Genomic DNA, 25,207 nt, shown 5'->3' with positions numbered 1-25,207 from the left:
CCAAAAGCACCGTTATTCAGGATCACCCATCTCCGCGACCGGTCCAAGGCCTCCGTGAACGAGCAGGCGTCGACCTTCGATCAGCGCTGAGCCCGTTCGAGCACGCGGCGTCCGGTCAGCCCGATGACCGCATTGAGCCCCCTATCTCCTACTGCTTCTTGTCTGCCGCCCAGCACCACTGTCCGTTAGGAAACGGAGCCCTCTCGTGAGTCAGCCCAGCGCGATCCACCTCGAGCGCACCACCCTCCAGACCGCCAGGATCACCTTCGCGAATCCTCCTGTGAACCTCATGGTTCCCGAGGCCGTGGTGAGGCTGCACGAAATCGTCTGCGGGTTCGACGAGGACCCGGATATCCAGGTCGTCGTCTTCTCCAGCGAGGTCCCCGACTTCTTCATCAACCACTTCGACGGCGCCGCGGCGGGCGACCTGCCCGTACCCCAGCACGAGGACGACCCGCCGGTCTGGACCGACATGGTCATGCGGTTGAGTAAGGCCTCGTACGTCAGCATCGCGGCCATCCGCGGCCGTACCCGCGGCGCCGGCAACGAGTTGGCTCTCGCGTGCGACCTGCGGTACGCCAGTCGCGAGAAGGCGATCTTCGGGCAGCCCGAGGTCGGCATCGGAATCGTTCCCGGCGGAGGCGGAGCCGAGCGACTCCCCCGATCCATTGGCCGCGACCGAGCGCTCGAGGCCATTCTCAGCAGCGTCGACTACGACGCCGACGTGGCCGAGCGCTGGGGGTGGGTCACACGAGCCCTGCCCGACGCGGAACTCGACGCCTTCGTCGACGCGACGGTCGCCCGCCTCGCCTCCTTCGACCGGCAGGCATTGACGACCGCGAAGTCGATGGTCAACCGAGCGACGCTGCCGCCGGACGCCGACCTGATCGCCAGCTACAGCGGGTTCGTGGACTCGCTGACAAACCCAGGGTTCCTGGCCCGTGCTGTGGCGCTGGGCACGCTGATCGCCGACAAGGGTCTCGACGTCGAATACCACTTGGGCGAGTACGTCGGACTGGCCAACCAGACCTCCTGATCCCTTCTCGCCGCGGGAGAGTCTGCCGCGATGCTCGACGAGGCCGACTCACCCGTGGCGGTCTGCCACATCGGCAGATTCCATGAAGGTTTGGACAATCGTCGCGGCGGAGTCCGGCCACGTGGAACGCCTGGGCGGCTGGGACTGTGACCTGCGCAGTGCCGGCAACAGCTGATCGTTTCACCCGTTGCTGTGACACAAGGTGCGGTAAATGAGCGGCACAGTCACCGTCATCGACAAGGGCAACGTGCGGGTGCACAGCTACATCGCTCCGGACGACGGCCTGAACGTCACCGCCCTGGTGATCAAGGTTCCGATCGTGCGTGCTCAGATGGCGGCCCCTGGGGGGACCTCCAGGACCCGGCCGGTGTCCCGGTCCTGGCAGCGGAGGTCGCTCCTGCCGGCGTCTTCGCCGCGCTGGAGAACGCTGCGAGAGGGCGTACTCGGCTGCGCGTTCATCAACACGGTGGCGGAGTACGCCCCTGGCACCACCGCGCACGCCATCCACCACCGAACACAACCGCGCCGTACGAGCCTGGGTGCGCACCCTGGCCGCACCGGCCGGTGCCCCGGACCCAGGCACACTCGCGTTCCAGCTCACACTCCTCATCGACGGCACACCGGCGGCGACCCGCGTGGAAGACGCCGGGGCCGCGAGGTGGGCGGCGCGCGACCTGCTCGACGCAGCCTGCCCCCGATAGCTCCTGGAAGCGACCGTTCGCGGCTCGTTTCCTGCTCCCGGCAGACAGACCTTTCTCTTCAGTAGCCAGACCTTTGGCCAATCCGAACTGCTCCACCGAAGGGACCCGATCAACATGTCCGAGCAGACTCTGCCCACCACCGCCCACGCCTGGCACCTGGACACCCGCCCGGCGGGCCGGCCGACCACTTCCAACTTCTCGCTGCGCGAGGTGGCCCTCCCCACGCCCGGCGCCGGGCAACTCCTCATCGCCAACGAATACCTCTCGGTCGACCCCTACATGCGTGGCCGGATGAGCGACAAGAAGTCCTACATCGAGCCCTACGACGTGGACGCGCCGATGGACGGCCCGGCGGTCGGCCGTGTCCTGGTGTCCAACGCGGAGGGTTTCGCTCCCGGTGATCATGTGGTGCACGTCCTCGGCTGGCGCGACTACGCGATCCTCGACGCGGCGGGCGCACAGAAGGTGGACCCGAACCTCGCCCCTCTTCCCGCCTACCTGGGCGTGCTCGGCGTACCCGGCCTCACCGCGTACATCGGTCTGGAGCGGTTCGCGAAGATCAAGGAGGGCGACACGGTCTTCGTCTCCGGCGCGGCAGGCGCCGTGGGCACCCAGGCCGGCCAGATCGCCAAGCTGAAGGGCGCCGGACTGGTGATCGGAAGCACGGGCTCGGACCAGAAGGTCAAGCTGCTCATCGAGGAGTACGGCTACGACGTCGCGTTCAACTACAAGAACGGGCCGGTCGCCGAGCAGCTGGCCAAGGCGGCCCCGGAGGGCATCGACGTCTTCTTCGACAACGTCGGCGGCGAGCACCTGGAGGCGGCGATCGGCGCCCTCAAGCTGCACGCACGGATCGTCCTGTGCGGGATGGTCTCCCAGTACAACGACGAGAAGGTCGTCGGCCCGCGCAACCTGTGGAACCTGTCCGTGACGCGTTCGGACATCCTGGCATTCATGGTCAGCGAAGAGCTGGATCTCCAGCCGGACTTCGTCCGCGAGGTAGGCGGCTGGCTCGCCGAGGGCAAGCTCCGCTACCGCGAAACCGTGCGGAACGGCCTGGAGAACACCCTGGACGCCTTCCTCGCCATGATGCGGGGCGAGAACATCGGAAAGATGATCGTCAAGCTCTGAATCCGCCTCCCTCACGCCGGGAGGAGGAGCCTGCCGTGCCGTGCGCGCGGCGGGGCCCTCTCGCGTCAGTCGCAGCGCAAGATCGAAACACCCTGGCGTCGCACAGAGCCAAACCCCGACGGCATCACAGAAACATGGATCGGTTGCGATCACCGACCCACCCTCTTAACATTATGATCGTAATTTAACAGGTTGGCCCTCTCGGCACGCCATTGGCGTTCTGACCTTCATTCCTCTCCACTTCACCAGGAACTCTCCATGGACCTCTCCATCAGCACCGCCCTTGTCACCGGAGCCAACCGGGGCTTCGGCCGCGCCCTGGCCGCCGAGTTGCTCGAGCGCGGCGCCACCGTCTACGCCGGCGCCCGCAACCCCGACCACGTCGACCTGCCCGGCGCCAAGCCGATCGCGCTCGACATCACCAACCCCGCCTCCGTCGCGGCCGCGGCCAAGGCCACCGGCGACGTGAGCATCCTGGTCAACAACGCCGGGTCCTCCACCGGCGCCGACCTGCTGACCGCCGACCTGGACGCCGTCCGCCTGGAGATGGACACCCACTACTTCGGCACCCTCTCCGTGGTCCGCGCCTTCGCACCTCAGATCACGGCCAACGGCGGCGGGACGATCCTGAACATCCTGTCCGGCCTGTCCTGGGTCAGCTTCCCGGAACTCGGCGCCTACTGCGCCGCCAAGTCCGCCGAGTGGTCCCTCACCAACGCCCTGCGCCAGCAACTCGCCCCCCAGCACATCCGCGTGACCGGCCTGCACGTCGGCTACATGGACACCGACATGGTCCGAGCCGTCGACGCGGCCAAATCGGACCCCGCCGACATCGCCCGGATCGCCGTCGACGGCATCGCCGACGGCACCTACGAGATCGTCGCGGACGACGCCTCCCGCCAGGCACAGGCCGCTCTCGCTGGAGGCGTCTCCGTGCTCTACCCGCAGCTCCCCTGAGGACAGCCACCCAGGAATCCGCCCCGAGCCCGCTCGGTGCCGATGCTCGCTGTCGCACACCATGCCGTCACCCGCCGGCGTCCACATCCATTGATCCGTCGCCACGTACGTCTGCCCAGGGAATGCAGGGAACGCCATGAAACAGCAACGCAAGCAACGGGTTCGGGGCGGCAGCGCCGTCTGGGCCGTGGCCATCACCAGCGCGGCGGGATTCATCACCGCACTCGACAACTTGATCGTCACCACCGCCCTCCCCTCCATCCGCAAGGACCTGGGCGGAGGGCTCGAAGACCTCGAATGGACAGTCAGCGCCTACACCCTCACCTTTGCGGTCCTGCTCATGTTCGGCGCCTCGCTGGGTGACCGGTTCGGACGGCGGAGGCTGTTCGCCATCGGGCTCGGGATCTTCACCACGGCCTCGGCCGCGGCCGCCCTCGCACCGGGGATGGGTGAACTGATCGCCGCGCGGGCGGCGCAGGGCGTCGGGTCCGCGATCGTGACGCCGCTGACGCTCACCCTGCTCTCGGCCGCCGTGCCCGCCGAACGGCGCGGCGCGGCGCTGGGTGTGTGGGGCGCGGCCAGCGGCATCGCCGTGGCCACCGGACCGCTCATCGGCGGCGCACTCACCGAGAACCTCTCCTGGCAGTGGATCTTCTGGGTGAACGTGCCCCTGGGGCTGGCGCTGATCCCGCTCGCCCTGCTGCGCCTCGACGAGAGCCGCGGCCCCAACCCGACCCTCGACCTCGTCGGCACCGTTCTGGCCAGCGGCGGACTGTTCGGCATCGTCTACGCCCTGGTGCGCGGCAACGCCGACGGCTGGAGCAGCACCCCGGTGCTGGGCGGCTTCTTCGCCGGAACGGTCCTGCTGGTGGGCTTCGTCCTGTACGAACTGCGCGCCAAGCACCCGATGCTGCCGATGCGCCTGTTCCGCATACGCTCCTTCAGCGCCATCAACGCCGCCAGCCTGCTGATGCTGCTGGGCATGTTCGGGTCGATCTTCCTGCTCAGCCAGTACCTGCAGACCGTCGGTGGCTACTCGCCGATGCAAGCGGGCATACGGATGCTGCCCTGGACCGCCATGCCCATGATCGCCGGACCGCTGGCCGGGGCCCTGTCCGACCGCATCGGCGGCGCACCCGTCGTCACGGCGGGCATGACCCTGAACGCCGTCGGCCTCGGCCTGTGGGCGATCACCGTCGAGCCGCATGAGGCCTACACCCACATGCTGCCCGCACTGATCGTCTGCGGCATCGGCCTGGGCATGTTCTTCGCCCCCAGCGCCAACCTCGTCCTGAGCACCGTCCGCCCCCAGGAGCAGGGCATCGCCTCCGGCGCCAACAACGCCATCCGCGAGGTCGGCGGCGCCATCGGCGTCGCAACGCTGGCCGCGGTCTTCTCCGCCCAGGGCGGCTACGGATCCGCCGCACTGTTCGTGGACGGGCTGATCCCGGCCCTCTGGGCCGGAGCCGGCGCGGTCGCCCTGGCAGCGGCTGTAGCGCTGCTCATGCCCAGGCAGCACAAGGCCGACGGCCCGGCCGCCGGCCTTGCCGCAGGAAGTGCCCCGGCCGGCACCCCGGTCGCGACCTGAAGCCCGCATCGAGGGGTGGCCCCGCCGGGTTTCGGCGGGGCCACCCCTCAGCAGCCTGTCCTGCTCCCCAGGCTCGTTCCCCGCGCGGGGGCATCACACCGTGGCCGAGGTCGGACAGTACGCCCCCTCGGGTCGGCGCTCGACCGGGCAGACGCACCGCTTCCCTCACCGGCTCGCCTTGCCGGCCAGGAAGGGCCGCAAATGCGCCAGCAGGGCCTCCGGCCGCTCCTCGGGGATGAAGTGGCCGCACTCCGGGATCTCGGCCCGGTCACGTCGTCGGCACAGGCCTGCGAGATCTCCAGTGTCGGTAGGCGGTCAGGCAGCCCCGTGGAACCGCACAGCGCCAGCATCGGCATAGTGAGACGGCGGCCTTCGGCGGCGACACGACAGAGCGGCCGGCTGACGGAACACTGACGGAGGAGTCCTCAGCTCACTCGGGCAACCTCATGCGAAAGGCTGGGCCGGGGACGCTCTCGATGTCCTTGATCTGCACCGGCCCAGCCCCGGATCGCGGTGGCCCCGTTCGCAGCGAATCTGGACATCGACGTGCGCGCCGACAGCTTCTCGGCTGCCGTGCGGTCAGTGACGTGCGAAAGCAGCGGGGCGCATACCGCCTTGACCATCAGGCACGGAAGCGTGTCGCGTTTGGCGGCTGCGCGCTCGGCGACGAGCTCGGTGAGCTGCCGAATCACACGCCGAACGCTGCTGTCGCCCTCAGACCGCGAGGTCGCCGGCGAGGCCGACCCCGAACCTCCGGGCGACTTCGCCTTCCGGTCTCCGACCCGCCGCCCCTCAGGGAGTGGCCTTGCCCAGATGGGTCTCGAACCAACGGGCTGCGGCGTCGGTGACAAGGTCCCGGGAAAGGTGGGGCCAGTACACCCCGTAGTGTCCCCCGGAGATCATCACGAGCTCCTTGGGCTCAAGCGCCGCATCATAGGCTTCCAGAGCGAGCGAGGGCGGAGTGGTCTGGTCGTCGCTGGCGACGACCATCAGCAGAGGCGTCGGGCTGATGCGGCGCATGAACGGACGCACGTCGTACGCCAGCGCCCGTCCGGTCGATCGGATGGTCACGCTGTTGATCCATCCTTCGGCGGGGCCTTGGGGACCACCCACGAGGTACTCGTAGTCCGCCGCGTCCTCGAAGAGGACCGGGTGGTCAGCCGGATCGGTCGGCATCCGCACCAGCTGGATACGGCCGGGCTCCTCACCCTTGAGCCTTCCTTGCCTGTCCTGGTCCATGTTGTCGTTGATCGCGGCGAGCGCGCCTTGGCCGTTTCCCAGTACGAATTGGTCGTAACCGGAGATGAAGGGCACTTGGCTGACGACAGCTTTCACCCGGCGGTCCATGGCGGCCACGACGAGCACCATCGCCCCGCTGTAGCTTGAGCCCCACAGGCCGATGCGGTCGCTGTCGAGCGCTGGATGTTGCTCCACGAAGGACAGGGCCATCTGCAAGTCCCGCTCCTGTGCGACAGGATCGATGTCCTGGCGCGGTTCCCCGTCGCTGTTGCCGCACGTCTGCTGGTCGTACAGCAGGACTCCGAACCCCCGGGCGACGAAGGCGTCGGCGACGAATTCGAGGCGGGTGATCGACGAAGAGAATCCAGGGGTCATCACGATGGTGGGATGCGGGCCCTCGGAGGCCGGGGTCATCACCCAGCCACGCAGGATGACCCCGTTGTCGGCGCGAAACTCGATGTCTTCCTTCACCGACGTGGCCGCAGCCACATCCTGGTTCTTCAGGCTCATTTCTCTATACCTCCGGTATGACGGTTGACGGCTGCTCGGGCAGCGCCGATGTGTGGGGCGGGCAGTCCCGGCCGGTTCGGGCAGGGACGTCATGCGGACAGGTCAAGGAGAACTTTTCCGATGATTCCGGACTCGACCGCCCTGTGGGCATCCGCGATGCGCTCCAGCGGATAGAGGTGGACGGGCAGCCCGCAGGCTTCACCCCCGCCGATCACCCCGGCTGCCAGCGCCCTGTCGATGGATGCGACGGCGTTATCGAGAACGGCGTCGGTCATCTTGTACAGCAGTACGAAGTGCCAGGTGACGCTCAGAGTCATCTGGGATCGGACCGGCATGAGGATGTCGTCGCCGCCGTTGTTGGCATAGACCACGATCAGGCCGTGCGGCGCGATGACCGCGAGGTCCAGACCGACGTTGGTGGACGGCGAGACCTCAACGACGATGTCCACCCCGCCCGGCGCGAGTCGCCGTATCTCGGCGGCGGCGTCCTGCATGCGGTAGTTCACCACCATCCGGGCACCGGCGGCCCTCGCAAGGCGGGCCTTGGCTTCGCTGCTGACGGTCGTGATCACCCGCGCGCCGGCCCACGTCGCCAGCTGGATCGCGGCATTGCCGACGGCGCCGGCTCCCCCCGCGACCAGCACGGTCACCCCTGCGAGCACCCCCGGTCCGAGCTGAGTCGGGCCTTGGGCACGGAGTGTCAGCGCGTGATGAGCGGTGATGAAGGGGACCCCGAGGCCGGCGCCCAGCTCCAGAGAGGCCGTGTCGGGCAGCGGGCGGACCAGTCGGGCCGGCACCGTGGCGTACTCCTGCGCGGTCCCCTCCAAGCGCTTGAAGGCGACGAGCCACAACCACACCCTGTCCCCCGGCACGAGGTCCTCGACCCCCGGGCCGACGGCGTCCACGATCCCCGAGCCGTCGAGGTGCGGAACCTGAACCTGCCCGTCGGGGATCGGCATGTGGATGCCGCCGATGCGGGTCTTCCAGTCGGTCGGGTTGACGCCTGAGTAGCGGATCCTCACCCGAACCTCACCCGGGCCCGGATCTCGTACGGGGAGGTCGACGATGCGGAGCACATCGCGACCTCCTGTGGTTGCGTAACCTGCGGCTCTGATCTTCATCACTCCTTTTCTAAGTCCTTGTTGCCGGGACGATCGGGAGGCGGAGAAAGGATGTGTGCTTGCCCCCCAGATGAATCGAAGTGCGTCCGCTGAAGACGGACGCTGAACGATCCGACGGATCGTTGTGCAGGAAAGGTCCTGAACCCTGCATTGGGTTTTTGAAGTTCGAGAGTCGGCTATCCGGTGCCGAGTCGTAAACCCAGTCGGAGCCCCGCAGGGTCAAACTGAGACGCCAGCCCGGTGGGAGGACCACGCTGGTGGGCCACAGCTCGACATCGAGTTGGTAGATCTCGTAGGGAATGACCTCGGATTTCCGCTCATGCGAATGGAACGGCCGGTACGGTGTGCTGAAACGCTCATCGAGCTCCCGGTGCGACATTCGCAACCACCCCTTCGTCACTGCGCTGAAGGGGTCGATGGCGCCCTGGAAGACCTGCTCGTTCCCGGCCGGGTCAAAGGCGCGCAGCACTGCGAAGATGTCCGCGTCCGTGGAGGTGGTGGATACGAAGAGACGGCAGGCAACCGGTCCCGTGATCTCGGTGGTCTCCTCCATCGGTTCGGTGGTCCAGGAGACGCCCTCGCCGTTGACGTCAAAGGAAACGACCGATTCGGTGGCGGCACCAGGGTGCAGTCTGTCGATGTCCAGTTGCAGATCGGTCCAAGTCGTCCCGGGAAGTGGCCACGCGTCTTCGTGTCGCACCTCCGTCGTGCCGTCGACGTGCCGAACCTTCATCTGGATGCGGGGCTGTTCGCCCCAGCGGTTGTCTGCACCCTTGAGGAAGTGATCGAAAAACCGGCGCTGGAGGTCCACGCCATAGTCGGTGTAGAACTCCACCCAGTGTTCACCGTCATGGATCTCAAGCCATTTCTGCGTCGACGATGCCCTGCAAAAGCCTTCGATGTTGCCGCGAAGGTGCAGTCCCTGCCCACCCCAGTTGCCGGCGGACAGCAGCGGCACATCAACTTGGGACAGATCAGCCTGGCGCTCGCGGTAGGCGTCGACGAACTCGTTGTCGCGGTGAAACCTCGGCAGGTCGGCCCGGTTGGCAGCGAGTTCGGATTCACTCAGCGTCTGATCGCCACAGACCAGTTCACCGGTTGCCGCGCTCCGGGGTCCCGCCTCCCCTCGTCCGTGCTGGACCGGCAGCACTTGCATCTCGTACCAGTTCAGCAGCATCGTGCTCAGAATTCCGCCATGGCGTGCACCCTCTCGGTAGAAGTCGGAGGCGCCCTCCCATACGCAGATCGCTGCGAGCGGCCCTGGCTTCAGCGCGGCCACCCGCCACTGATTCATCCCGTAATATGATATTCCGCTCAGGCCGACCTTTCCGTTACTCCACGCCTGTCGGCCCGCCCATTCGATGCATTCACGAAAATCCTCGGTCTCTCGCGCGGAAAACGGGTCCAGAAAGCCAGGAGACCGGCCGGCCCCACGAGAATCCACGCGAACGAGGGCGTAGCCATGGGGAACCCACTTCTCCGGGTCCGCCACCTCCCAGCACTGGTGAACGTTGGTCGACCCAGTCACTGTGTCCAGATGTTCCTCAGCCATCTTGCGCCATGCCGTCGGGTACCCGTCGGCGAACGCCAGACCTTTCCCGTAGGGCCCGTAGGTCATGAGCGTCGGATGTGCCAGTCCGTCATTCGGGCGGAAGACGTCAGCTCGCAGAACGATGCCGTCGTCCATCTCGATCGGCACGTCTCGTTCGACAAGCATCATCTTCGCCACTTGTTCCTGCGTATCCACGTCAGCCTCCACTCTTGCGCCTGCCACCGGGAACACTCGTCCACATCGACGGCTCTGGTTCGCGAGAACGGGCGATGCGGACTCGACGAATTCAACCGTCGACGCGCTCGACCAAAGACCACGGCGATCTACATCCGCTCGATTGGCCGCGCCATATCGAGGTCAGTCCAGAATGCCGCGGTGGAACGGCCCGGCGGCATGTGCTCACGCACATTACCCGTCGCCTGCAATGTGGCCCCGAACATAGCCACGGTTCCACCGCCCTCCGAGACTGAATGCCCGAGGCATCGAGCAGGTGCGCCGATGCCTCCCGCAACCGGGGAGGTCGACGCATGCGCGAACCGAAGTCCCGTCGGGCGGTCGTCGTCGGAGGTTCGATCGGTGGTCTCACCACTGCGCTGCTGCTGCGTGACCTCGGCTGGGATGTCGACGTCTTCGAGCGATCGACTCGCAATGACGCCCGCGGCGGCGGCATCGTGCTGCAGCCGGACACGATCCGCTGGTTCACCGAACGCAGTACGCAGGCGCTGGAGAGCCTCACTACCTCTACAAATCTCGTCCAGTACCTGGGCGGCGACAACAACGTAACCCACCGCGAGTACGCGCAGTGGTCCTACAGCTCGTGGGCGACCCTCCACTCGGCGCTGCTGCGGGACTTCGGGGTCGAACGTTATAGGCGCGGACACCGCGCCGTGGCAGTCACTCAGGACGCGTCGACTGCGACCGTCGAGTTCGACAATGGCAGCTTTGCCACCGGCGACCTCGTGGTATTCGCCGACGGGGTGAACTCAGTGGGCCGGCATTACGTCTCGCCTAACACATCCATCCGGTATTCCGGCTACATCGGTTGGCGCGGCCTCGTGCCGGAGCGTCTGTTGAGCAGCGAAACGAGTGCGGTTCTTGGCAGTTCCGTGACCTACGCGGTTGTGCCGGACTCACACATCGTGATGTATCCCGTGCCCAGCCCAATCACGGACGGCAGAACCGAAAGGCTTATGAACTTCGTCTGGTATCGCAACGTTCCGGCGGGACGCCGACTCGATCAGTTCGTCGGCGGCGCATCCGATGGGGTTCTGTCGTTGCATCCAGAGCAGGTTCCGCGCATCGAGGTCGAACGGATGCAGACTGACGCAGCTCGCGACCTACCGCCCGCAGCGGCCGAGGTTGCTTCACGCTGCGTCGCTCCTTACGTCCAGGTCGTCAGCGACATTCGCGCCGCGCAGATGGTCCGGGGCCGGGTCGCGATACTCGGTGACGCCGCATGCGCCGCTCGCCCGCACGCGGCGGCCGGCACGGCCAAGGCCGCTGCCGACGCGTGGAGTCTGGCCACGGCGATCGAAAAGGCGGGCGGCAACCTGGACCAGGCCCTTCAGGTCTGGGAGCCGGTTCAACTCGCCCTGAGCGCTCAACTTGAGTCGCGCGTGCAGGCCATGGGTGAGCGTGCACAGTTCGACAACTCCTGGCGCCCGGAGGATCCCGAACTGCGGTTCGGTCTCTACGGGCCCGGAACCTGACGGAAACGGAGGGAGCATGATGAGTGAGAGATCCCGGGACAACGGACAAAGGCCCGTCGCGAGCAGCCTTGATCTGCCTCTGGCAGGCGAACTGACCGCCAGCGACTTTGCCGGCTGGACCGATGAGCTGGTCGAAGAGTTCCGCGTTCACGCGCAGGACGGGCATGTGGGTTCGCGTCTGCTCAGCGAAGACCCCCGTGTCCGGGTCTGGGAAATTCGGCTGGCACCTGGCGAACGATGGCACGCTCATCGTCACGTGCTCGATTACTTCTGGACAGCCATCACGTCCGGCCACAGCATTCAGCATACGCACGACGGAACGACTCGCGCAGTACACTACAAAGCAGGCGAAACACGCCATTTTGAATTCGAGCGCGGCGAGTTTCTGCTTCATGACATCGAAAACGTGGGTGAAGCCGATCTCGTATTCACGACTGTCGAACATCTCGACAGCGAGAACTCACCCCTTCCGATCGAGCCTTGAGGGCACAGCCTCCAGGAGTGCTCCTGTCATACCCTTGAGCCGGGATCACGGGCGACCATCACCTGCGAGTCGTCGGGTTGGAGGCACCTCTTGAGCGAGCCGATGCCCCACGAAGTGACGCCGACCACCGTGTGGATCGCGGCGCTTGAGTTGCTGGCCCGTCAGGCCGGGGCAGGGAGTTCTTCCGAAGACCTGCACCAGAGACTGGTCGCGGTGGGGCGCCAGCTCACCGGGTTCGACTTCTGCGCAGTTCTTCTCCCCGACGAGTCAAGAACTCAGCTGCTCATCCGCGCCTGGGCGGGTCTGGACACCTTCTACGTCGAGCAGATCAACTCCCGTAACCCGTTGACGCTCGGTAGCACGGCGAGACAGTCTCCCTCCAGCAGGGCCTATACCTCCGGAGTCTCCGTCTGGGTATCTGACATCACGCAGCACGCTGACTTCACGCAGTGGTCCGGTCCTGCGCGGGCGCAGGGTTACAGGACGCTGTTGGCTGTGCCGCTGCGAGCGGGCGATCAGATCGTCGGGACCTTCAACTGTTACAACAGAGAGGTCATCGCCCCGGATCCCCAGCTTCGTCACTTGGTGGAGGCCCTGACGGATTTTGCGAGCGCTGCTCTCGAAATCACGCGGCTCCGCCAGGCGGAGACCGGCCGGATGAATCAGCTCGAGGATCTCAACCAGGAACTGCGCGACCGGCAGGTGCGGGACGAGCGGTCTCAGGAGTTGCATCGTCGCCTTACCGACGTGGCGCTCACCAACTCGGATCTCGCCCACCTCGCACAGGAGTCCGCGCAGATGGTGGGTGCCGGCTTCCTGAGGATCGTCGACGAATCGGGTTTCGTGCTGGCCCAGGCAGGCTCCGACTCGGTCGAAGACCCGGCGCCGGAGGACTCGAACTCTGCAGTGGTTCTCCTGCACGGGGAGGCAGCTGCACGCATCGAAGCTTTCGGCGTGACCCTCGACCCCGACATGGCGGCTCGCGCACTGGAGCATGCGGCGACCGTCTGCGCGCTTCTCCTCCTGCGCGACCGGACCGCGGCCGAGGCCGAAGCACGCTTCAGAGACGATCTGATCGGGGACCTGTGTTCCGGCGACCCTGAGCGCCGCACTGCGGCCCGGCAGCGTGCGCTGCGAGCGAACCTGCTGGTCGATGAGGTTCAGGTAGTCGTGATGAAGGATCAGAGCGAAGGCAGTGCCGCGAAAGCCGACAACTCGCCGCTCGGGCGCCGGATGCGATCCATTTCGAGCCGACGGCCCCGCCTTGTGTGCGGCCGGCTCGGCGACTACTGGGTCGCTCTCTGGCCGGCCGAGGAAGGCGCAGGGGACATAGCTGCCACCCTCAGGCACAGCGCGATCGGCTCTCAGGTACACGCAGTAGTGGCCTCTGCCAGCGGTTCAGGAGACCTGGCCAGGGCATTCCGGATGGCACGAGGCGCGCTTGAACTCGGCGGCTCCCAGGCTCCGCTGGTGCGCACCATCGAGGACCTGGGGGTGGTGGGCCTGTTGCTCCAGCTGGAGGACCAAACGGCCGTCGCGAGCTTCAGTGATCGCGTGCTGGGTGCACTGCGCCAGAGCGATCTCGAGCGCTCGACAGACCTGATCCTCACCCTGCGAACCTACTTGGCCCATGATTGCCGCGCCGATGTGTCCGCTCAAGAGCTCTTCGTTCACAAGAACACGATCTCCCAGCGGCTTCGGCGCATCGAGAAGCTGACAGGACTCTCTCTCGCAAGTCCTTCAGACATCTTGCAGTTCAGTGCCGCCTTGGCAGCTGACGGCATCCGGGCAGCATCCGGCCCTTCTGCAACCGAGCGCTAGTCCGTCCCCCTCTCCTGAGCTCTTTGGGCACGCAGTTTTGTCGCGTGTCGGGGTAACCCTTCGCTCGGCGTACGGGAAGAGTCACCATGTACAGCCTTGCCACCGTTCTCGCGCTGTCCACCGGCGCCTTCGCCGAGAGGGACGCGATCGTAACCGTGGATTCTCGCCTGACGTACCGGCAGGTGAATGGCGACGCGGACCGATTCGCAAACCTCCTGGCGTCGAAGGGGCTCCGCCCCGGTGACGAAGTCGCTCTTCGATTTCCGCGTGAGTTCGGAGAGCACGCGAAGCCGGTGCGCCTTCGCCGCCGTCGCCGACCCACAGGCCGAGGGTGTCGCGGTGTCCCTCGGCGGTGGCGTGGGTAGTGAGCTGGCCCTCCGCCACGGCCGGGAGCCGGGCCGTTTCGGTCGGCCCGCTCTCACTGAGGTCGACGGCAGCTACGCGCTCACCGCCCGAGATGTCCTCGTCCCGCTGGTGGCGCCGTGAGGACGGAACCCTTCTCCGCGATCTGCATGTCCTCTGCCTTCAGTTTCGGTGTCGCCGTTTCCATGAACCGTTCAGAGACCGCCGACATTCGGTCTTCGGCCTCACAGTGCGCGCTTCAGCGCGCGCGCCTGCCGGCGCCAGAACTCCCGCGAGATTTCGGCCTTGGGAAACACGAGGTCGAAGCCGTGGAAAGCGCCGGGGATGACGTCGAGGTCGCAGGGGACGCCGCTGTCGCTGAGCCGGCGCGCGTACTCGACGTCTTCGTCGTGGAAGAGGTCGAGGGTGCCGACGCCGATCCAGGCCGGGGGGAGGCCGGTGAGATCCTCGCGGCGGGCGGCGGCCGCGTAGGGGGAGACGTCGGGGCCCGCGACAGCGTCGCCGAGGTAGGACGACCAGCCGTACCGGTTGCTCTTGGGCGTCCAGACACGCACCTTGAGGGTGTCCAGGTCGGTTCTCGTCGTCGTGCGGTCGTCCAGCATGGGGTAGAGGAGCAGCTGGAACGCCGGGCGGATCTCGGCCCGGTCATGGGCGAGCAGCGCGAGGGCCGCGGCGATTCCGCCGCCCGCGCTGGCACCGCCGATCGCGATGCGGTCGACGTCGATGTGCAGGTCGTCGGCTCGCTCGGCCAGTCCGCGCAGCGCGGCGTAGGCGTCCTCGACCGCGGCGGGCGCGGGATGGTCCGGCCCCAGTCGGTAACGGACCGCGGCGACGGTGATGCCGAGCTCGCGGGCGAAGGCGATGTTCGTACGGTCGTCCTGCTCGGGAGCGCCGAAGATCAGGCCGCCTCCGTGGATCCAGAGCAGCGCCGGAGCCGCTGTCTTCAGGCCGGTCGGCTGGAAGACGCGAAGCGAGACGGACGGTGCGCCCTTGGGGCCGGGCACGACGATCTCCTGAACCGTGACGTCCGGTCCTGGATCGGTCGCGCGCCACTTCACGCTCCGCACGAGGCGCGACGACAGACGGCCGTAGGACACATTGGGGATGAAACGACCTCGTTTGAGGTCGGGGTGGAAGGTACTCATCGGGTCCTCATCGAGGGGGTACGGAATCTTCTGGCCACCCGGTGGCGGGTGTTCGGCGTCGAGAGGGGGGACGGTTCGGCGGGCGTCCGTAGCGCGGCGGATGCCAGGTGGGCTATTCGACGCGGGTGCGTGTCGCGTTCGGCGTCGGTGCGCTCGGCGACGAGTTCGGTGAACTGCCGCGGCACGCGCCGAACTCTGGCGTCGCCTTCCGACCGTGATGTGGTCGGCGAGGCTGGTCCCGAACCTCCGGGCGACTTGGCCAGCCGATCTCCGACCCCCCGCAGCGAGCTTGGTCGCGCGGCGGTGCACGTAGCTGAAGCCGCCGTCGTGATCAGCCATCCCGGCCGTCGCCTGCCGGACCGGGACGAGTTCGCGTGCGTCGCGGACCTGCGCGCCACTGCAGGCCATGCTCGCGTCCGTTCCCCGTCCCGATCCGGCAGGCGCGCGAGTCCTGTGCTGCCGCGCCCGTCCGCCAGGTCAGATCTTGGTCTTCTCGCGGACCCAGGCGCCGATCTGTGCGATGGCGGCGTCGGTCTCCGGAATGCGGCCGGCACCGTAGACGTAGGAGTGCTGACCTCCGGGGACCACGACGGTCGTGGTGTCGATTCCGGCGTCCTTGACGCGGGCGGCGAACTCCTCGTCCTCGCCGGCCAAGACCTCGTACGTGCCCCAGGAGACCAGGGTCGGAGGCAGACCGCTCAGGTCCGCCCGGTTGAGGTTGATCCGGGTGTCCGTGAACTCGATGCCGGTGCCACCGATCCAGGATTCCCGGAAGAACTCCAGCAGTTCCTTGCTGAGGATCTTGTCCGTCCCGGCGTTGGTCGTGATCGTCTCGTTGGCGATCTCGAGGTCGCACCAGGGGGAGATCGACACGATGGCGCCGGGCAGGGGCTGCTTATTGTCGCGGAGGCGCAGCGCCAGGGCGACGGCGATGAACCCGCCGATCGAGTGGCCGATCGTGATGATGTTTCCGGGCTCGTACCCTTCGGAGAGCAGCCAGTTGAAGGCCGCCTCCGCGTCGTCCACCTGGGCCGGGTACTTGTGTTCCGGTGCTCGCCGGAAGTCCAGAACCAGTACGGGGGCGCCTGCGGCCTTCGCGATGTGGCCGGCGAGCTTCCGGTCGACGGGCGCCGACGCCAGCACGGAGCCCCCGGCGTGGCTGTGCAGGAGGACGTGGTCGGTGTTGGCGTCGACGGGTTCGCACCAGATTCCCGGCACACCGCCCGCGTCCACCTCCCGATAGGTGACGCCTTCCGGCTCCCGGGCCGCGAGATGGACTTGCTCCGCCTGGATGCGCGCAGCCTCCAACTCGGACGGGGGATTCGCCCCTGTGGCCAGCCATTCCGCGAAGTGGATTGCTTCCGGGCTCAGTTCGACTGCAGTCTGCTCAGACATTTGGTAACTCCATGGGGGCCATTTGGCATATCGGTCCGCCCGGACCGGCATCGCCGGGGTTTGTCAGGCGGTGTGGGTGGGGTAGTCGGTGTGGCCGATCTCGTCTGCCACGGCGGTGGCGCCCTCGGCGGCGGGCGGATGCGGTTTCGAAGTAGCCGCCGACCTTGTTCGCCCACCGCATCCGCTGCCACCTCGTCGAAGACGCGCCGACATTTCCGGGCGGCTTCGGGCTCGCGAAGTGGGCGTCAGTTCGGCATCCGATTGAACCGGCGGACGATGCGGTCGAAGATCCGGGCCGGTAGGACGCGGTGGAACACGCTGATGCCGGCGGCGGTCGTGCCTGCGGTGCGCCGCAGTTTCGGGTTCTTGTCGGTGGCCGCCGCGACGATCACCTTGGCGACGGTGGCGGGATCGTCGCCGCCGCTGGTGTTCTTCGCCAGCACCTCGTCAAAGGTGCGTCGCCCCGACGCGTAAAGCGGCAAGGGGGTGTCGCCCTGCACGCTGTGGTCCCCGAACGGGGTGTTGATCGGGCCGGGCTCCACGAGCAGGATCCGCACGCCGTGCTCGCGGACCTCGTGGTCCAGCGACCCGGAGTAGCCCTCGACCGCGTGCTTGGTCGAGGTGTAGATGGCCATGAACGGGCTGGGGACGAACCCGCTGAGCGAGGAGATGTTGATGACGCGTCCGCTCCGCTGCGCGCGCATGTGCGGCAGCACCGCCTTGGTCATCCGCATGACGCCGTAGACGTTGACGTCGAAGACGTCCTGCGTCCGGGCCACGGAGAACTCCTCGGCGGCGCCGTTGGCGCCGACGCCGGCGTTGTTGACCAGGACGTCGATGCGCCCGAACCGGTCGATCACCTGCTTGACCACGGCGGCGACCGACTCGTCGCTGGTCACGTCGAGATCGAGGTAGCTCACCCCGGCGGGCGCGGTGACCCGCGCGGTGTTGCGAGCGGTTCCGATCACCTCGAAACCCGCCGCGGCGAAGGCGCGGGCCGTCTCCTTGCCCACCCCCGATGAGGCACCCGTCACGAGCACCACCGGTCGAGTTGCCACCATCACGAGCTCCCTTGGTTTTGACGCGCTCCCGCATCTTCTTACGTTCGTATGTCTTACGTTCGTACGACTATATAATGATCGTCAGCCAATGGCAAGTGGCTACGCCCACTGATCCGAGAAGGATTCGAGAAACGTAGGGCGCGACACGGGAAAGGCCATGAGCGGACGACGAGCCGGAGTCGTCGGCTGATCTTCCCTACATAGTCTCTTTTGCCCACTTTGCTCATTTTTCTCCTGGTACGCCTGTCTGGCTACCACGACGGCGAACTGCGAGCTCCGGTCCTTCATGCATGGCAAGAGGCCCCTACCGCCAGGAAGCAAGGGCGGCCAAGCGCGCGTATCGCAGCTTCGAAGCTGGTGGTGTTGCGCAGGGGTCCAGACGGCGGAGCCCAGGCAGGGCCAGACAGCACCGCACCGTTGAACTCGTTCACCTGACCGGGGTGCCAGTCGGGCGCGAGGACGGTGGCGTGGCGACCGCGGTGGTCGGAGTGGACGAGAGCCAGGATGTCCGGGTGCACGGTGAGGGGGTCGGTGTCCTCGAACGAGTGAGGCGGATGAGTTCGTGGAAGATCGCGGTGCCTTCCCAAGCTGCGCGGTCACCGTGGGTGAGGGCAGCCATGCGGTGGCCGCGTTCATGGTGGCTTCCTGGCCGGCGGCCGCGAAGTGGACCGCGGAGGTCGATGCCAGCATCAAGGAGCCGCTTCCGGCTCGTCGTTGGTCGACCTGGAAATGGATCGCGGCGACGAGGTCCTAGGGCATGCCGCTGGTCAGGACGTTTTCGGTCTGCAGGCCGCTGTCCTTCGGTTCGGGCCGCTTGAGCTGCCGTCGGCTCCGCGCAGGTCATCTGCATCCAGGGCATGCCATGGCGAGCCCTGGGGCCCGAACACGGGTCAGCCCCGGCTCCGTCGCTCTCGGAGCCGGGGCTGACCCTGCATCGTGTACGGCGAGGCGTCCCCACCCCGCGCCGTACACGAAGTACCCGAAGTGATCGCAGTGATCGCAGTACCCGACGTACCGGGCGTACCCGGTGTACGGGCCGTCAGTGGGCGATCACCGGGATCTTCATCTCGTCCTCGGCACCCTCGCCGGAGGCCGGACCGACTTCCGGCTTGCCGGTGTTGATGAAGGTGAAGGCGATCGTCGCGGCGAGCACGAGGATGCCGACGGCGAACCAGATCGCGTTGGTGTACCCGTGCACCTGGCCCTCCAGCTGGACCAGCTGCTGCTGGGTCCTGGAGCCGGCGCCGGCGATGTGGTCCTTGATGTACGAGGTCGTCGCGGAGGCGGCGATCGTGTTCAGCAGGGCCGTACCGATCGCGCCGCCCACCTGCTGCGAGGTGTTGACCATCGCGGAGGCGACACCGGAGTCACGCGGCTCGACACCGTGCGTGGACAGGGAGAGGGCGGGCATGAACGCCGTACCCATGCCGAGGCCGAGCAGCGCCAGCCCCGGCAGGATGACACCGGCGTACGAGGTGTCGATCTCCAGCCGGGTGAGGAAGAACATACCGATCCCGGCGACCAGGAAGCCCGGAGCCATCAGCAGGCGCGGGGGAACCCGGGTTATCAGGCGGGTGCCGATCTGCGTGGAGCCCACCATCAGGCCGCCGATCAGCGGCAGGAAGGCGAGGCCGGTCTTGACCGGCGAGTAGCCCTTCACGAGCTGCATGTAGTAGGTCAGGAAGAGGAACAGTCCGAACAACGCGATGATCGCGAGGCCGAGGGAGAGGTAGACGCCTCCGCGGTTGCGCTCGGTGATGACGCGCAGCGGCAGCAGCGGGGCCCTGACCTTGGACTCAGTGAAGACGAACGCGGCGAGCAGCACGACCGAGGTGACGAACAGGCCGACCGTCGTGGAGTCGCCCCAGCCGTCGGACTCGGCGCGGGTGAAGGCGTAGACCAGCGTGACCAGACCGAGGATGGACAGGGCGACGCCCGGGATGTCGAGCGGCGAGCGGTTGCGGCCACCGGCCGGCTCACGGATGACGAAGTACGCGCCCGCGGCCGCGATGACCGCGAACGGGATGTTCACGAAGAACGTCCAGCGCCAGTCCATGTACTCGGTGAGGACGCCGCCGAGGATGAAGCCGACGGCGCCGCCGCCACCGGCGATCGCGCCGTAGATGCCGAACGCCTTGGCGCGCTCCTTGGGTTCCGTGAACGTCACGGCGAGCAGGGAGAGCGCGGCGGGCGCGAGCAGCGCGCCGAAGGCACCCTGGAGGGCACGGGCGCCGAGCATCGTCGCCTCGTTCGTGGCCGCGCCGCCGAGGGCGGACGCGGCGGCGAAGCCGATCAGACCGGCGACGAAGGTGCGCTTGCGGCCCCAGAGATCCGCGATACGGCCGCCGAAGAGCAGCAGACCACCGAAGGCCAGGGCGTACGCCGTGATGACCCACTGGCGGTTGCCGTCGGATATGCCCAGGTCCTGCTGGGCGGACGGCAACGAGATGTTCACGATGGTCGCGTCCAGCACGACCATCAGCTGGGCAAGCGCGATGAAGGTGAGCGCTTTCCAGCGGTTGGAATGGGAGTCGGCTGCCGCCTTGGCGGTGGCCTGAGCTGTTTCAGACATGGGGATACTCACTTCGGGACTTCGCAGCGAAAAGACGATGAGAGAAGTTCAGACAGACAAAGCTGGAGATGAAGAACGAGGCAGCGAGACGTCGGGGCATCGAGACAGGGGCAGGGACGGCTGGTCATCGTCGACGGCCGAAAGCGTTGTACGAGGTGGTTACTGGTTACGACTACTGACCGGTGCCGAGCGCCGAACTATTCGATATCGACCTGACCGACCGGCTCAGTCACGCTCGTCGCATGTCCTCCACGGTCACGGCCGATCCGGGCAGTACGGAGCGGGTGGGTGCCCGCAGACCGTCCAGGAACATCTGCAGATGACGGTGCACAAAGCGGTCGATGCCCTCGCACTCGGTGCCTGGCAGCGGCCGGGTGAGCTGGCGGACGGCGACCATCAGATCGCCGGACTCCACATCATTTGCCCGACCAGTTCCATCAGCCGCTCGCGTGCGACGAACAGATCGGGGTGGTCCTGGTCGAAGTTCTTCGCGAGACACAGGGCGCCGATCCGCTCGTCCGCCGCCATGTGCACGAAGCCGCTCAGTGCCCGACCATGCGGTCCCTGGCGGCGTCCACGGCTACTCGGCTCCACCCACCCACCTCGGGGTAGTCCGCAGCCTCCACCGATATCGGAGCGGTTCACTGTCTGCAGATCTCAGCCAGGGAGCTTGTTGCTCTTGCGGATCTGTCCGTCGAAGACCCCGGCGGGAAGGATACGGTGCGCCGCGCTGACGAGCCGGGCTTGCCGGCCGGCGGTGTACCGCACCTTCGGCTTGGAGTCGGTGGCGGCCGCGACGATCACCTTCGCGACGATGGCGGGGTCGTCGCCCTCCTCGTTGACCGCCACCGCCACCTTGTCGGCGATACGCCGCTGCTCCGCATAGATGTCCATGGGCATGTCGGGTGCGACGGTGTTCGCCTCGAACGCGGATTTGGTACCGCCCGGCTGGACGATAAGGGCCCGGACCCCGTGCTCGCGGATCTCGTGGTCCAGGGACTCGGTGTACCCCTCGAGCGCGTGCTTGGACGCCGAATAGTTGGCCATGTAGGGCGCGGGGAGGAACCCGAGGACGGACGAGATATTGATGACGCGCCCGCTTCCCTGGGCGCGCATGTGCGGGAGAACGGCCTTGGTCATGCGCATCACACCGAAGACGTTGGTGTTGAAGAGGCGCTCAGCCTGCGCGAGAGAGTTTTCCTCCCACGCGCCCGAGGAGCCGATGCCCGCGTTGTTGACCAGGACGTCGATCCGCCCGAACCGCTCGATCACCTGCCCGACCGCGGCAGCGACCGAATCGTCGTCGCCCACGTCGAGCGCGAGGAACGTCACGCCGTCACGACGGTCGGCTCCCGACGTCTTCCGGCTGGTTCCCACCGTCTCGAAACCCGCCGCGGCGAGCGCCAGGGCGGCCTCCTTGCCGATACCGGTGGACGCACCTGTCACGAGTGCCACCGGGCGGTTTGCTGCAGTCATCACGAGCTCCCATGGTTTTGGAGTACAACCGTATGTCGTACGATTGTATGTCTTACGTTCGTACGACCATACGGGAGTCGCCGATCGATGGCAAGTGGTCGCGTCCAGTGATTCGAGAAGGATCCGCCGCGCGTATCCCATGTTCGAAGCTGGTGGTGGTGCGCAGGGCCCAGACGGCGGGGCACAGGCAGGGTCAAACGGCACCGTGATGTCCTTCGTGCTGATGCTGCCCATCCCGCCACCGGCACCAGGCGCGGGGAAACCGGGCGGGAATGCCTCGTGGGGACCGAACTCGAAGGGGCCGCGCAGGGCGTCGCCCACCACCGAGCCGACGACCGAACCAACGGCTCGCTGAATCCGTTTCATTCGCGCAGGTCATGTGCCGCGCCGACGGTCGCGCGGCCAGTTTCCTTGGACGGCCGGCCAAGCTGCGACGGCCGCTGCGTCGCGTCCGTCGACGACGTCGATGACCTCATCTGTGGCCAGGGCGACGAAGGTGGTCGTCCACGGCTCGATCCGCCGTCACGAACCGCCGTCGTCCTTGAACCAACGGACTCTGCGGAACTGGTGCTCATCGACGTCCCAGGACCTGGCCAGCTCGGCCACGAGACGTCGAACTGGCCAGCGACCTGGCCGATGGCGCGGACCTCGCCGGAAACCGCGTTGAGGATGGCGTCCTTGAGCCGCGCCGCGAGCCGTGCCCGGGGTAGGACCTGGTCTGCGTGCTCAATGAACGAGCGCCGCGAGCCGAGCACTTCGGCCCATGCCGAGCGCTCCTTGAGCCGCCCCACCACGGGGCCGTCAAACGGCACATCGGCCAGATGCTGCCGGGTCCGCTGGTGCGCCCGCGACGTCAGCACCCCGTTGTCGGGCAGGCCGCTTCGCTAGTCGGCGCGGAGATCAGCATCTGGCGGTTGCCGTGATCGTCGCGGGTCACCTCGAGGACCTCGCAGTCGGACAGCTGGAGCAACTCCCACGCGGCTGAAGAGGCCGCGCCAGCCGTAGGACGGGCGCGTACTGCATGGCGAAGGCCGTTCCCCCGGCCGTGGCGGTGCGCCGTTTCATCACCGCGTACGCAAAACGGTGTGTGTTGGCGCTCAGTGCGTGGAGGACAGGGTGCCTCGGAAGGTACGCCGGTAGGCGAGCGGCGAGACGCCAATAGCGGCATGCAAGTGTTCTCGTAGCGATGTGCTGCCGGCAAAGCCGACTTGGCCGGCGATCTCGTCCACCGGCAGGTTTGTGGTTTCCAGGAGGTGTCGTGCGCGGTCGACGCGTTGCTGGATCAGCCAGCGTCCCGGGCTCATGCCCACCTCTTCGGTGAAGCGGCGGACGAGGGTGCGCAGGCTCATGTGGGAGTGCTCGGCGAGGTCCATCAGCGTCATGGGCTCGTGGAGGTTCTCCAGCGCCCACTGGCGGGCGGCGGCCGTTCCGCTGGCCGTGGCCTCGGGCACCGGATGCTGGATGAACTGCGCCTGCCCTCCGTCGCGCCACGGAGGGGCAACGCACATGCGGGCCACCTGGTTGGCGACTTCGCTGCCGTGGTCCTTGCGGATGATGTGCAGGCAGACGTCGAGCCCGGAGGCGGCGCCTGCTGAGGTCAGGATGTCCCCGTCGTCGATGAACAGGGCGTCCGGATCGAGTGCGACTCGAGGGAAGCGTGCGCGAAAGAGGTCCGCGACCATCCAGTGGGTGGTAGCCGGCCGACCGTCGAGGAGACCGGCTGCGGCGAGGACGAAGGCGCCGGTGCAGATTGAGATGAGGCGGGTGCCGGGAGTTACGGACGCGAGCGTCTGGACCGCGGTTTGCGGCACTTCCGGGGGCACGGCGGTGGTGGTGAAGGGGGGAATGACGACGGTGTCGGCGGTGCGCAGCGCCTCCGGACCGTGCTCGACGGTGATCGAGAAGTCGGAGTTGGTGCGCACCGGGCGGCCGTCGACGCTACAGGTGAAAACCTCATAGAGGCCGTCCGCCGCCTCGAAGACCCGGCTGGGAATGCCCAGCTCGAAGGGGTACACACCGCCGACGGCCAGAACGGCGACTCGATGAGTGGGTGCCATGGCATGATCCCGTCGAAAGTTGGAATTCATGCCATGATATCGGACGGTGACGGCAACACACTGGACGCATCGCGCTCAGCTTCACCTTCCGCGCTGCAAGTCAGGGCCCCACGCTCTTACCCAGTCCGGAATAGCTAGCGTCGTGAACTCCGCCACGCCCGTCCGCCGCCGCTGTCACCGTTGATGGCACCGTCCCCGCCGCCAGCATCGTCGAGGGCATCCAGACCGCCGCCAGCGGACAGGGCCATGCGGACAAGCATCGGGTCGTGTGGATGATCCGCCAGTGGCAGTCGCCCTCCGGCTCACAGCGTGGCCCGCGACTCCGAGCGCTGACCGACGCGATCCCCGACCCGCCATGGACTACAGGAGCAGAAGCCATGGCACACCAAGCAAAGGGCAGCCAGAGATCCGCTCTACACCCAGTGCCTACGCGAAGACTGTCGCTACGGGCAGCATGCCCGGAAGCAGTCCGCACCAGCGGCTGCGACTGACCGGATCGACCTGGCGGCATTCCGCCCGGCGCCCAGCCGTCGCGCCCGACCGACACCGCAGTGCGCAGGTCGTTGACGCCCTGGTTTCCCCACTCAGCGCCCCCTGGCCTTACCGGCTGAGAACGTTCGACTGCGGGACCTCCAGGGCCCCCGGAGTCGACGGTCATCGGCGAGGGAGGCATTGTCGGATGGTTTGCTCACAGCGCCGGTACCGGGAAGGACAGGGACACCGTGGCGCCCGTTTCCCGTGCCGGCACCGGGCGCATGACCCACTCCATGGTCCGGGTCCGGCCACCGGCGAAGACGAACAAACGCAGCACCAGGAAACGCCCGATACCGGCGAGCCCTGCGGCGGCGAGGTAGACGACCTGCTCGTAGAGCACTCCGGCCGACGGCTGCACCAGGTGAAGGACGAGCACCGCGGTGGAGGTCACCACGTAGGCGACCATGGCCGACCCCGCGGACTGCCAGTGCTGGCGCCATCCGGCATGCCCTGCCCCGAAGGTGAAGCGTGCGTGGAGCTCCGTACTGAGAAGAGTCGAGGCGACGGTGATCAGAGCATTCACCACAGCCCAGGGCATCAGTCCGGCGAGCCCGGCGACGGCAGTGCTGGACGCGACCCCGACACCGCCGCCGAACAGGACGAACCGGGCGAAGGAGGCAACTGCTCCGGGAGCGCCCGGGTTCCCTCGCGCCGCGGGCGTTTCGGCGTACGTCCGCTCCGCATCCCGCGCCTCGCCCGCCGCCCCCGGCGCCACCTTCGGCAAGACCAGCACCTTCATGGGTAGTCCCCTTCGA

21 protein-coding genes and 2 pseudogenes are annotated in these 25,207 nt (G+C 67.2%); 9 read left to right on the top strand and 14 right to left on the bottom strand.

Annotation, left to right across the window (positions count from 1 at the left end; translation table 11 throughout):
- Window positions 1–205: 205 nt before the first annotated feature.
- From ACWC09_RS30330 to ACWC09_RS30315, 4 genes are all read left to right on the top strand, one after another.
- Window positions 206–1,036, top strand: a complete 831-nt coding sequence (locus ACWC09_RS30330) for an enoyl-CoA hydratase/isomerase family protein (protein ID WP_322724534.1) — start codon at window positions 206–208, stop codon at window positions 1,034–1,036.
- Between the two features lie 815 nt (window positions 1,037–1,851).
- On the top strand, window positions 1,852–2,868 hold the full coding sequence (locus tag ACWC09_RS30325; protein WP_450854089.1) for an NADP-dependent oxidoreductase: 1,017 nt from the start codon (window positions 1,852–1,854) through the stop codon (window positions 2,866–2,868).
- A 258-nt stretch (window positions 2,869–3,126) separates the two neighbouring features.
- Window positions 3,127–3,825, top strand: a complete 699-nt coding sequence (locus ACWC09_RS30320; RefSeq protein ID WP_450854088.1) for an SDR family oxidoreductase — start codon at window positions 3,127–3,129, stop codon at window positions 3,823–3,825.
- Window positions 3,826–3,961: 136 nt separating this feature from the next.
- Window positions 3,962–5,413, top strand: a complete 1,452-nt coding sequence (locus ACWC09_RS30315; protein ID WP_152771981.1) for a DHA2 family efflux MFS transporter permease subunit — start codon at window positions 3,962–3,964, stop codon at window positions 5,411–5,413.
- Window positions 5,414–6,205: 792 nt separating this feature from the next.
- Here ACWC09_RS30315 and ACWC09_RS30310 read toward each other — a convergent pair.
- The 3 genes from ACWC09_RS30310 to ACWC09_RS30300 form a co-directional block, all read right to left on the bottom strand.
- A complete protein-coding gene (locus tag ACWC09_RS30310; protein WP_194238654.1) occupies window positions 6,206–7,162 on the bottom strand; it encodes an alpha/beta hydrolase in 957 nt (318 codons plus the stop codon).
- Between the two features lie 89 nt (window positions 7,163–7,251).
- Window positions 7,252–8,238 (bottom strand): NADPH:quinone reductase, encoded by a 987-nt coding sequence (locus ACWC09_RS30305; protein ID WP_450854087.1) that lies wholly within the window; start codon window positions 8,236–8,238, stop codon window positions 7,252–7,254.
- Between the two features lie 55 nt (window positions 8,239–8,293).
- Entirely contained in the window at window positions 8,294–10,030 is a 1,737-nt protein-coding gene (locus ACWC09_RS30300) for a CocE/NonD family hydrolase (RefSeq protein WP_322725648.1), read from the bottom strand.
- Between the two features lie 332 nt (window positions 10,031–10,362).
- On the opposite strand from ACWC09_RS30300, the gene ACWC09_RS30295 reads away from it, so the two are divergent.
- The 5 genes from ACWC09_RS30295 to ACWC09_RS30275 all read left to right on the top strand — a co-directional run bounded on the left by ACWC09_RS30295 (window position 10,363) and on the right by ACWC09_RS30275 (window position 14,335).
- Complete coding sequence (locus tag ACWC09_RS30295; RefSeq protein ID WP_152774480.1) at window positions 10,363–11,544, top strand: FAD binding domain-containing protein; 1,182 nt, start codon at window positions 10,363–10,365, stop codon at window positions 11,542–11,544.
- A 16-nt stretch (window positions 11,545–11,560) separates the two neighbouring features.
- On the top strand, window positions 11,561–12,028 hold the full coding sequence (locus tag ACWC09_RS30290) for a cupin domain-containing protein (protein ID WP_228034415.1): 468 nt from the start codon (window positions 11,561–11,563) through the stop codon (window positions 12,026–12,028).
- A 90-nt stretch (window positions 12,029–12,118) separates the two neighbouring features.
- On the top strand, window positions 12,119–13,849 hold the full coding sequence (locus tag ACWC09_RS30285; protein WP_152774479.1) for a helix-turn-helix domain-containing protein: 1,731 nt from the start codon (window positions 12,119–12,121) through the stop codon (window positions 13,847–13,849).
- A gap of 86 nt (window positions 13,850–13,935) precedes the next feature.
- Window positions 13,936–14,214 (top strand): AMP-binding protein, encoded by a 279-nt coding sequence (locus ACWC09_RS30280; RefSeq protein WP_152774478.1) that lies wholly within the window; start codon window positions 13,936–13,938, stop codon window positions 14,212–14,214.
- Entirely contained in the window at window positions 14,117–14,335 is a 219-nt protein-coding gene (locus ACWC09_RS30275; RefSeq protein WP_450854094.1) for a hypothetical protein, read from the top strand. The genes ACWC09_RS30280 and ACWC09_RS30275 overlap by 98 nt, the downstream gene beginning before the upstream one ends.
- A 101-nt stretch (window positions 14,336–14,436) precedes the next feature.
- Here ACWC09_RS30275 and ACWC09_RS30270 read toward each other — a convergent pair whose 3' ends face one another.
- The 11 genes and pseudogenes from ACWC09_RS30270 to ACWC09_RS30220 all read right to left on the bottom strand — a co-directional run bounded on the left by ACWC09_RS30270 (window position 14,437) and on the right by ACWC09_RS30220 (window position 25,191).
- Entirely contained in the window at window positions 14,437–15,357 is a 921-nt protein-coding gene (locus ACWC09_RS30270) for an alpha/beta hydrolase (RefSeq protein ID WP_152774477.1), read from the bottom strand.
- Complete coding sequence (locus ACWC09_RS30265; protein WP_152774476.1) at window positions 15,354–15,542, bottom strand: hypothetical protein; 189 nt, start codon at window positions 15,540–15,542, stop codon at window positions 15,354–15,356. Before ACWC09_RS30265 ends, ACWC09_RS30270 begins: the two co-directional genes overlap by 4 nt.
- A 292-nt stretch (window positions 15,543–15,834) precedes the next feature.
- Window positions 15,835–16,752, bottom strand: coding sequence for an alpha/beta hydrolase (locus ACWC09_RS30260; RefSeq protein ID WP_381132474.1), 918 nt, complete (start codon window positions 16,750–16,752; stop codon window positions 15,835–15,837).
- Between the two features lie 245 nt (window positions 16,753–16,997).
- Complete coding sequence (locus tag ACWC09_RS30255; RefSeq protein WP_381132472.1) at window positions 16,998–17,813, bottom strand: oxidoreductase; 816 nt, start codon at window positions 17,811–17,813, stop codon at window positions 16,998–17,000.
- Window positions 17,814–18,145: 332 nt separating this feature from the next.
- Window positions 18,146–18,620: pseudogene (locus ACWC09_RS30250) on the bottom strand (ADP-ribosylglycohydrolase family protein); the annotation flags it as partial.
- Between the two features lie 232 nt (window positions 18,621–18,852).
- The gene (locus ACWC09_RS30245; RefSeq protein WP_450854086.1) at window positions 18,853–20,385 is read right to left on the bottom strand and encodes an MFS transporter; all 1,533 of its coding nucleotides are present in this window, start codon (window positions 20,383–20,385) and stop codon (window positions 18,853–18,855) included.
- A gap of 229 nt (window positions 20,386–20,614) precedes the next feature.
- A pseudogene (locus ACWC09_RS30240) lies at window positions 20,615–20,934 on the bottom strand (TetR/AcrR family transcriptional regulator); the annotation flags it as partial.
- Between the two features lie 108 nt (window positions 20,935–21,042).
- On the bottom strand, window positions 21,043–21,861 hold the full coding sequence (locus ACWC09_RS30235) for an oxidoreductase (protein ID WP_152770336.1): 819 nt from the start codon (window positions 21,859–21,861) through the stop codon (window positions 21,043–21,045).
- Window positions 21,862–22,223: 362 nt separating this feature from the next.
- Entirely contained in the window at window positions 22,224–22,721 is a 498-nt protein-coding gene (locus tag ACWC09_RS30230; protein ID WP_450854085.1) for a hypothetical protein, read from the bottom strand.
- 237 nt (window positions 22,722–22,958) lie between these two features.
- Entirely contained in the window at window positions 22,959–23,918 is a 960-nt protein-coding gene (locus ACWC09_RS30225; RefSeq protein WP_152770323.1) for a GlxA family transcriptional regulator, read from the bottom strand.
- Between the two features lie 688 nt (window positions 23,919–24,606).
- The gene (locus ACWC09_RS30220; protein WP_450854084.1) at window positions 24,607–25,191 is read right to left on the bottom strand and encodes a hypothetical protein; all 585 of its coding nucleotides are present in this window, start codon (window positions 25,189–25,191) and stop codon (window positions 24,607–24,609) included.
- Window positions 25,192–25,207: the final 16 nt, after the last annotated feature.

It is taken from the genome of Streptomyces sp. NPDC001617 (genome assembly GCF_053596855.1).
Note: the sequence above shows the minus strand (reverse complement) of the source record. Positions and strands in the feature narration are given on the sequence as shown.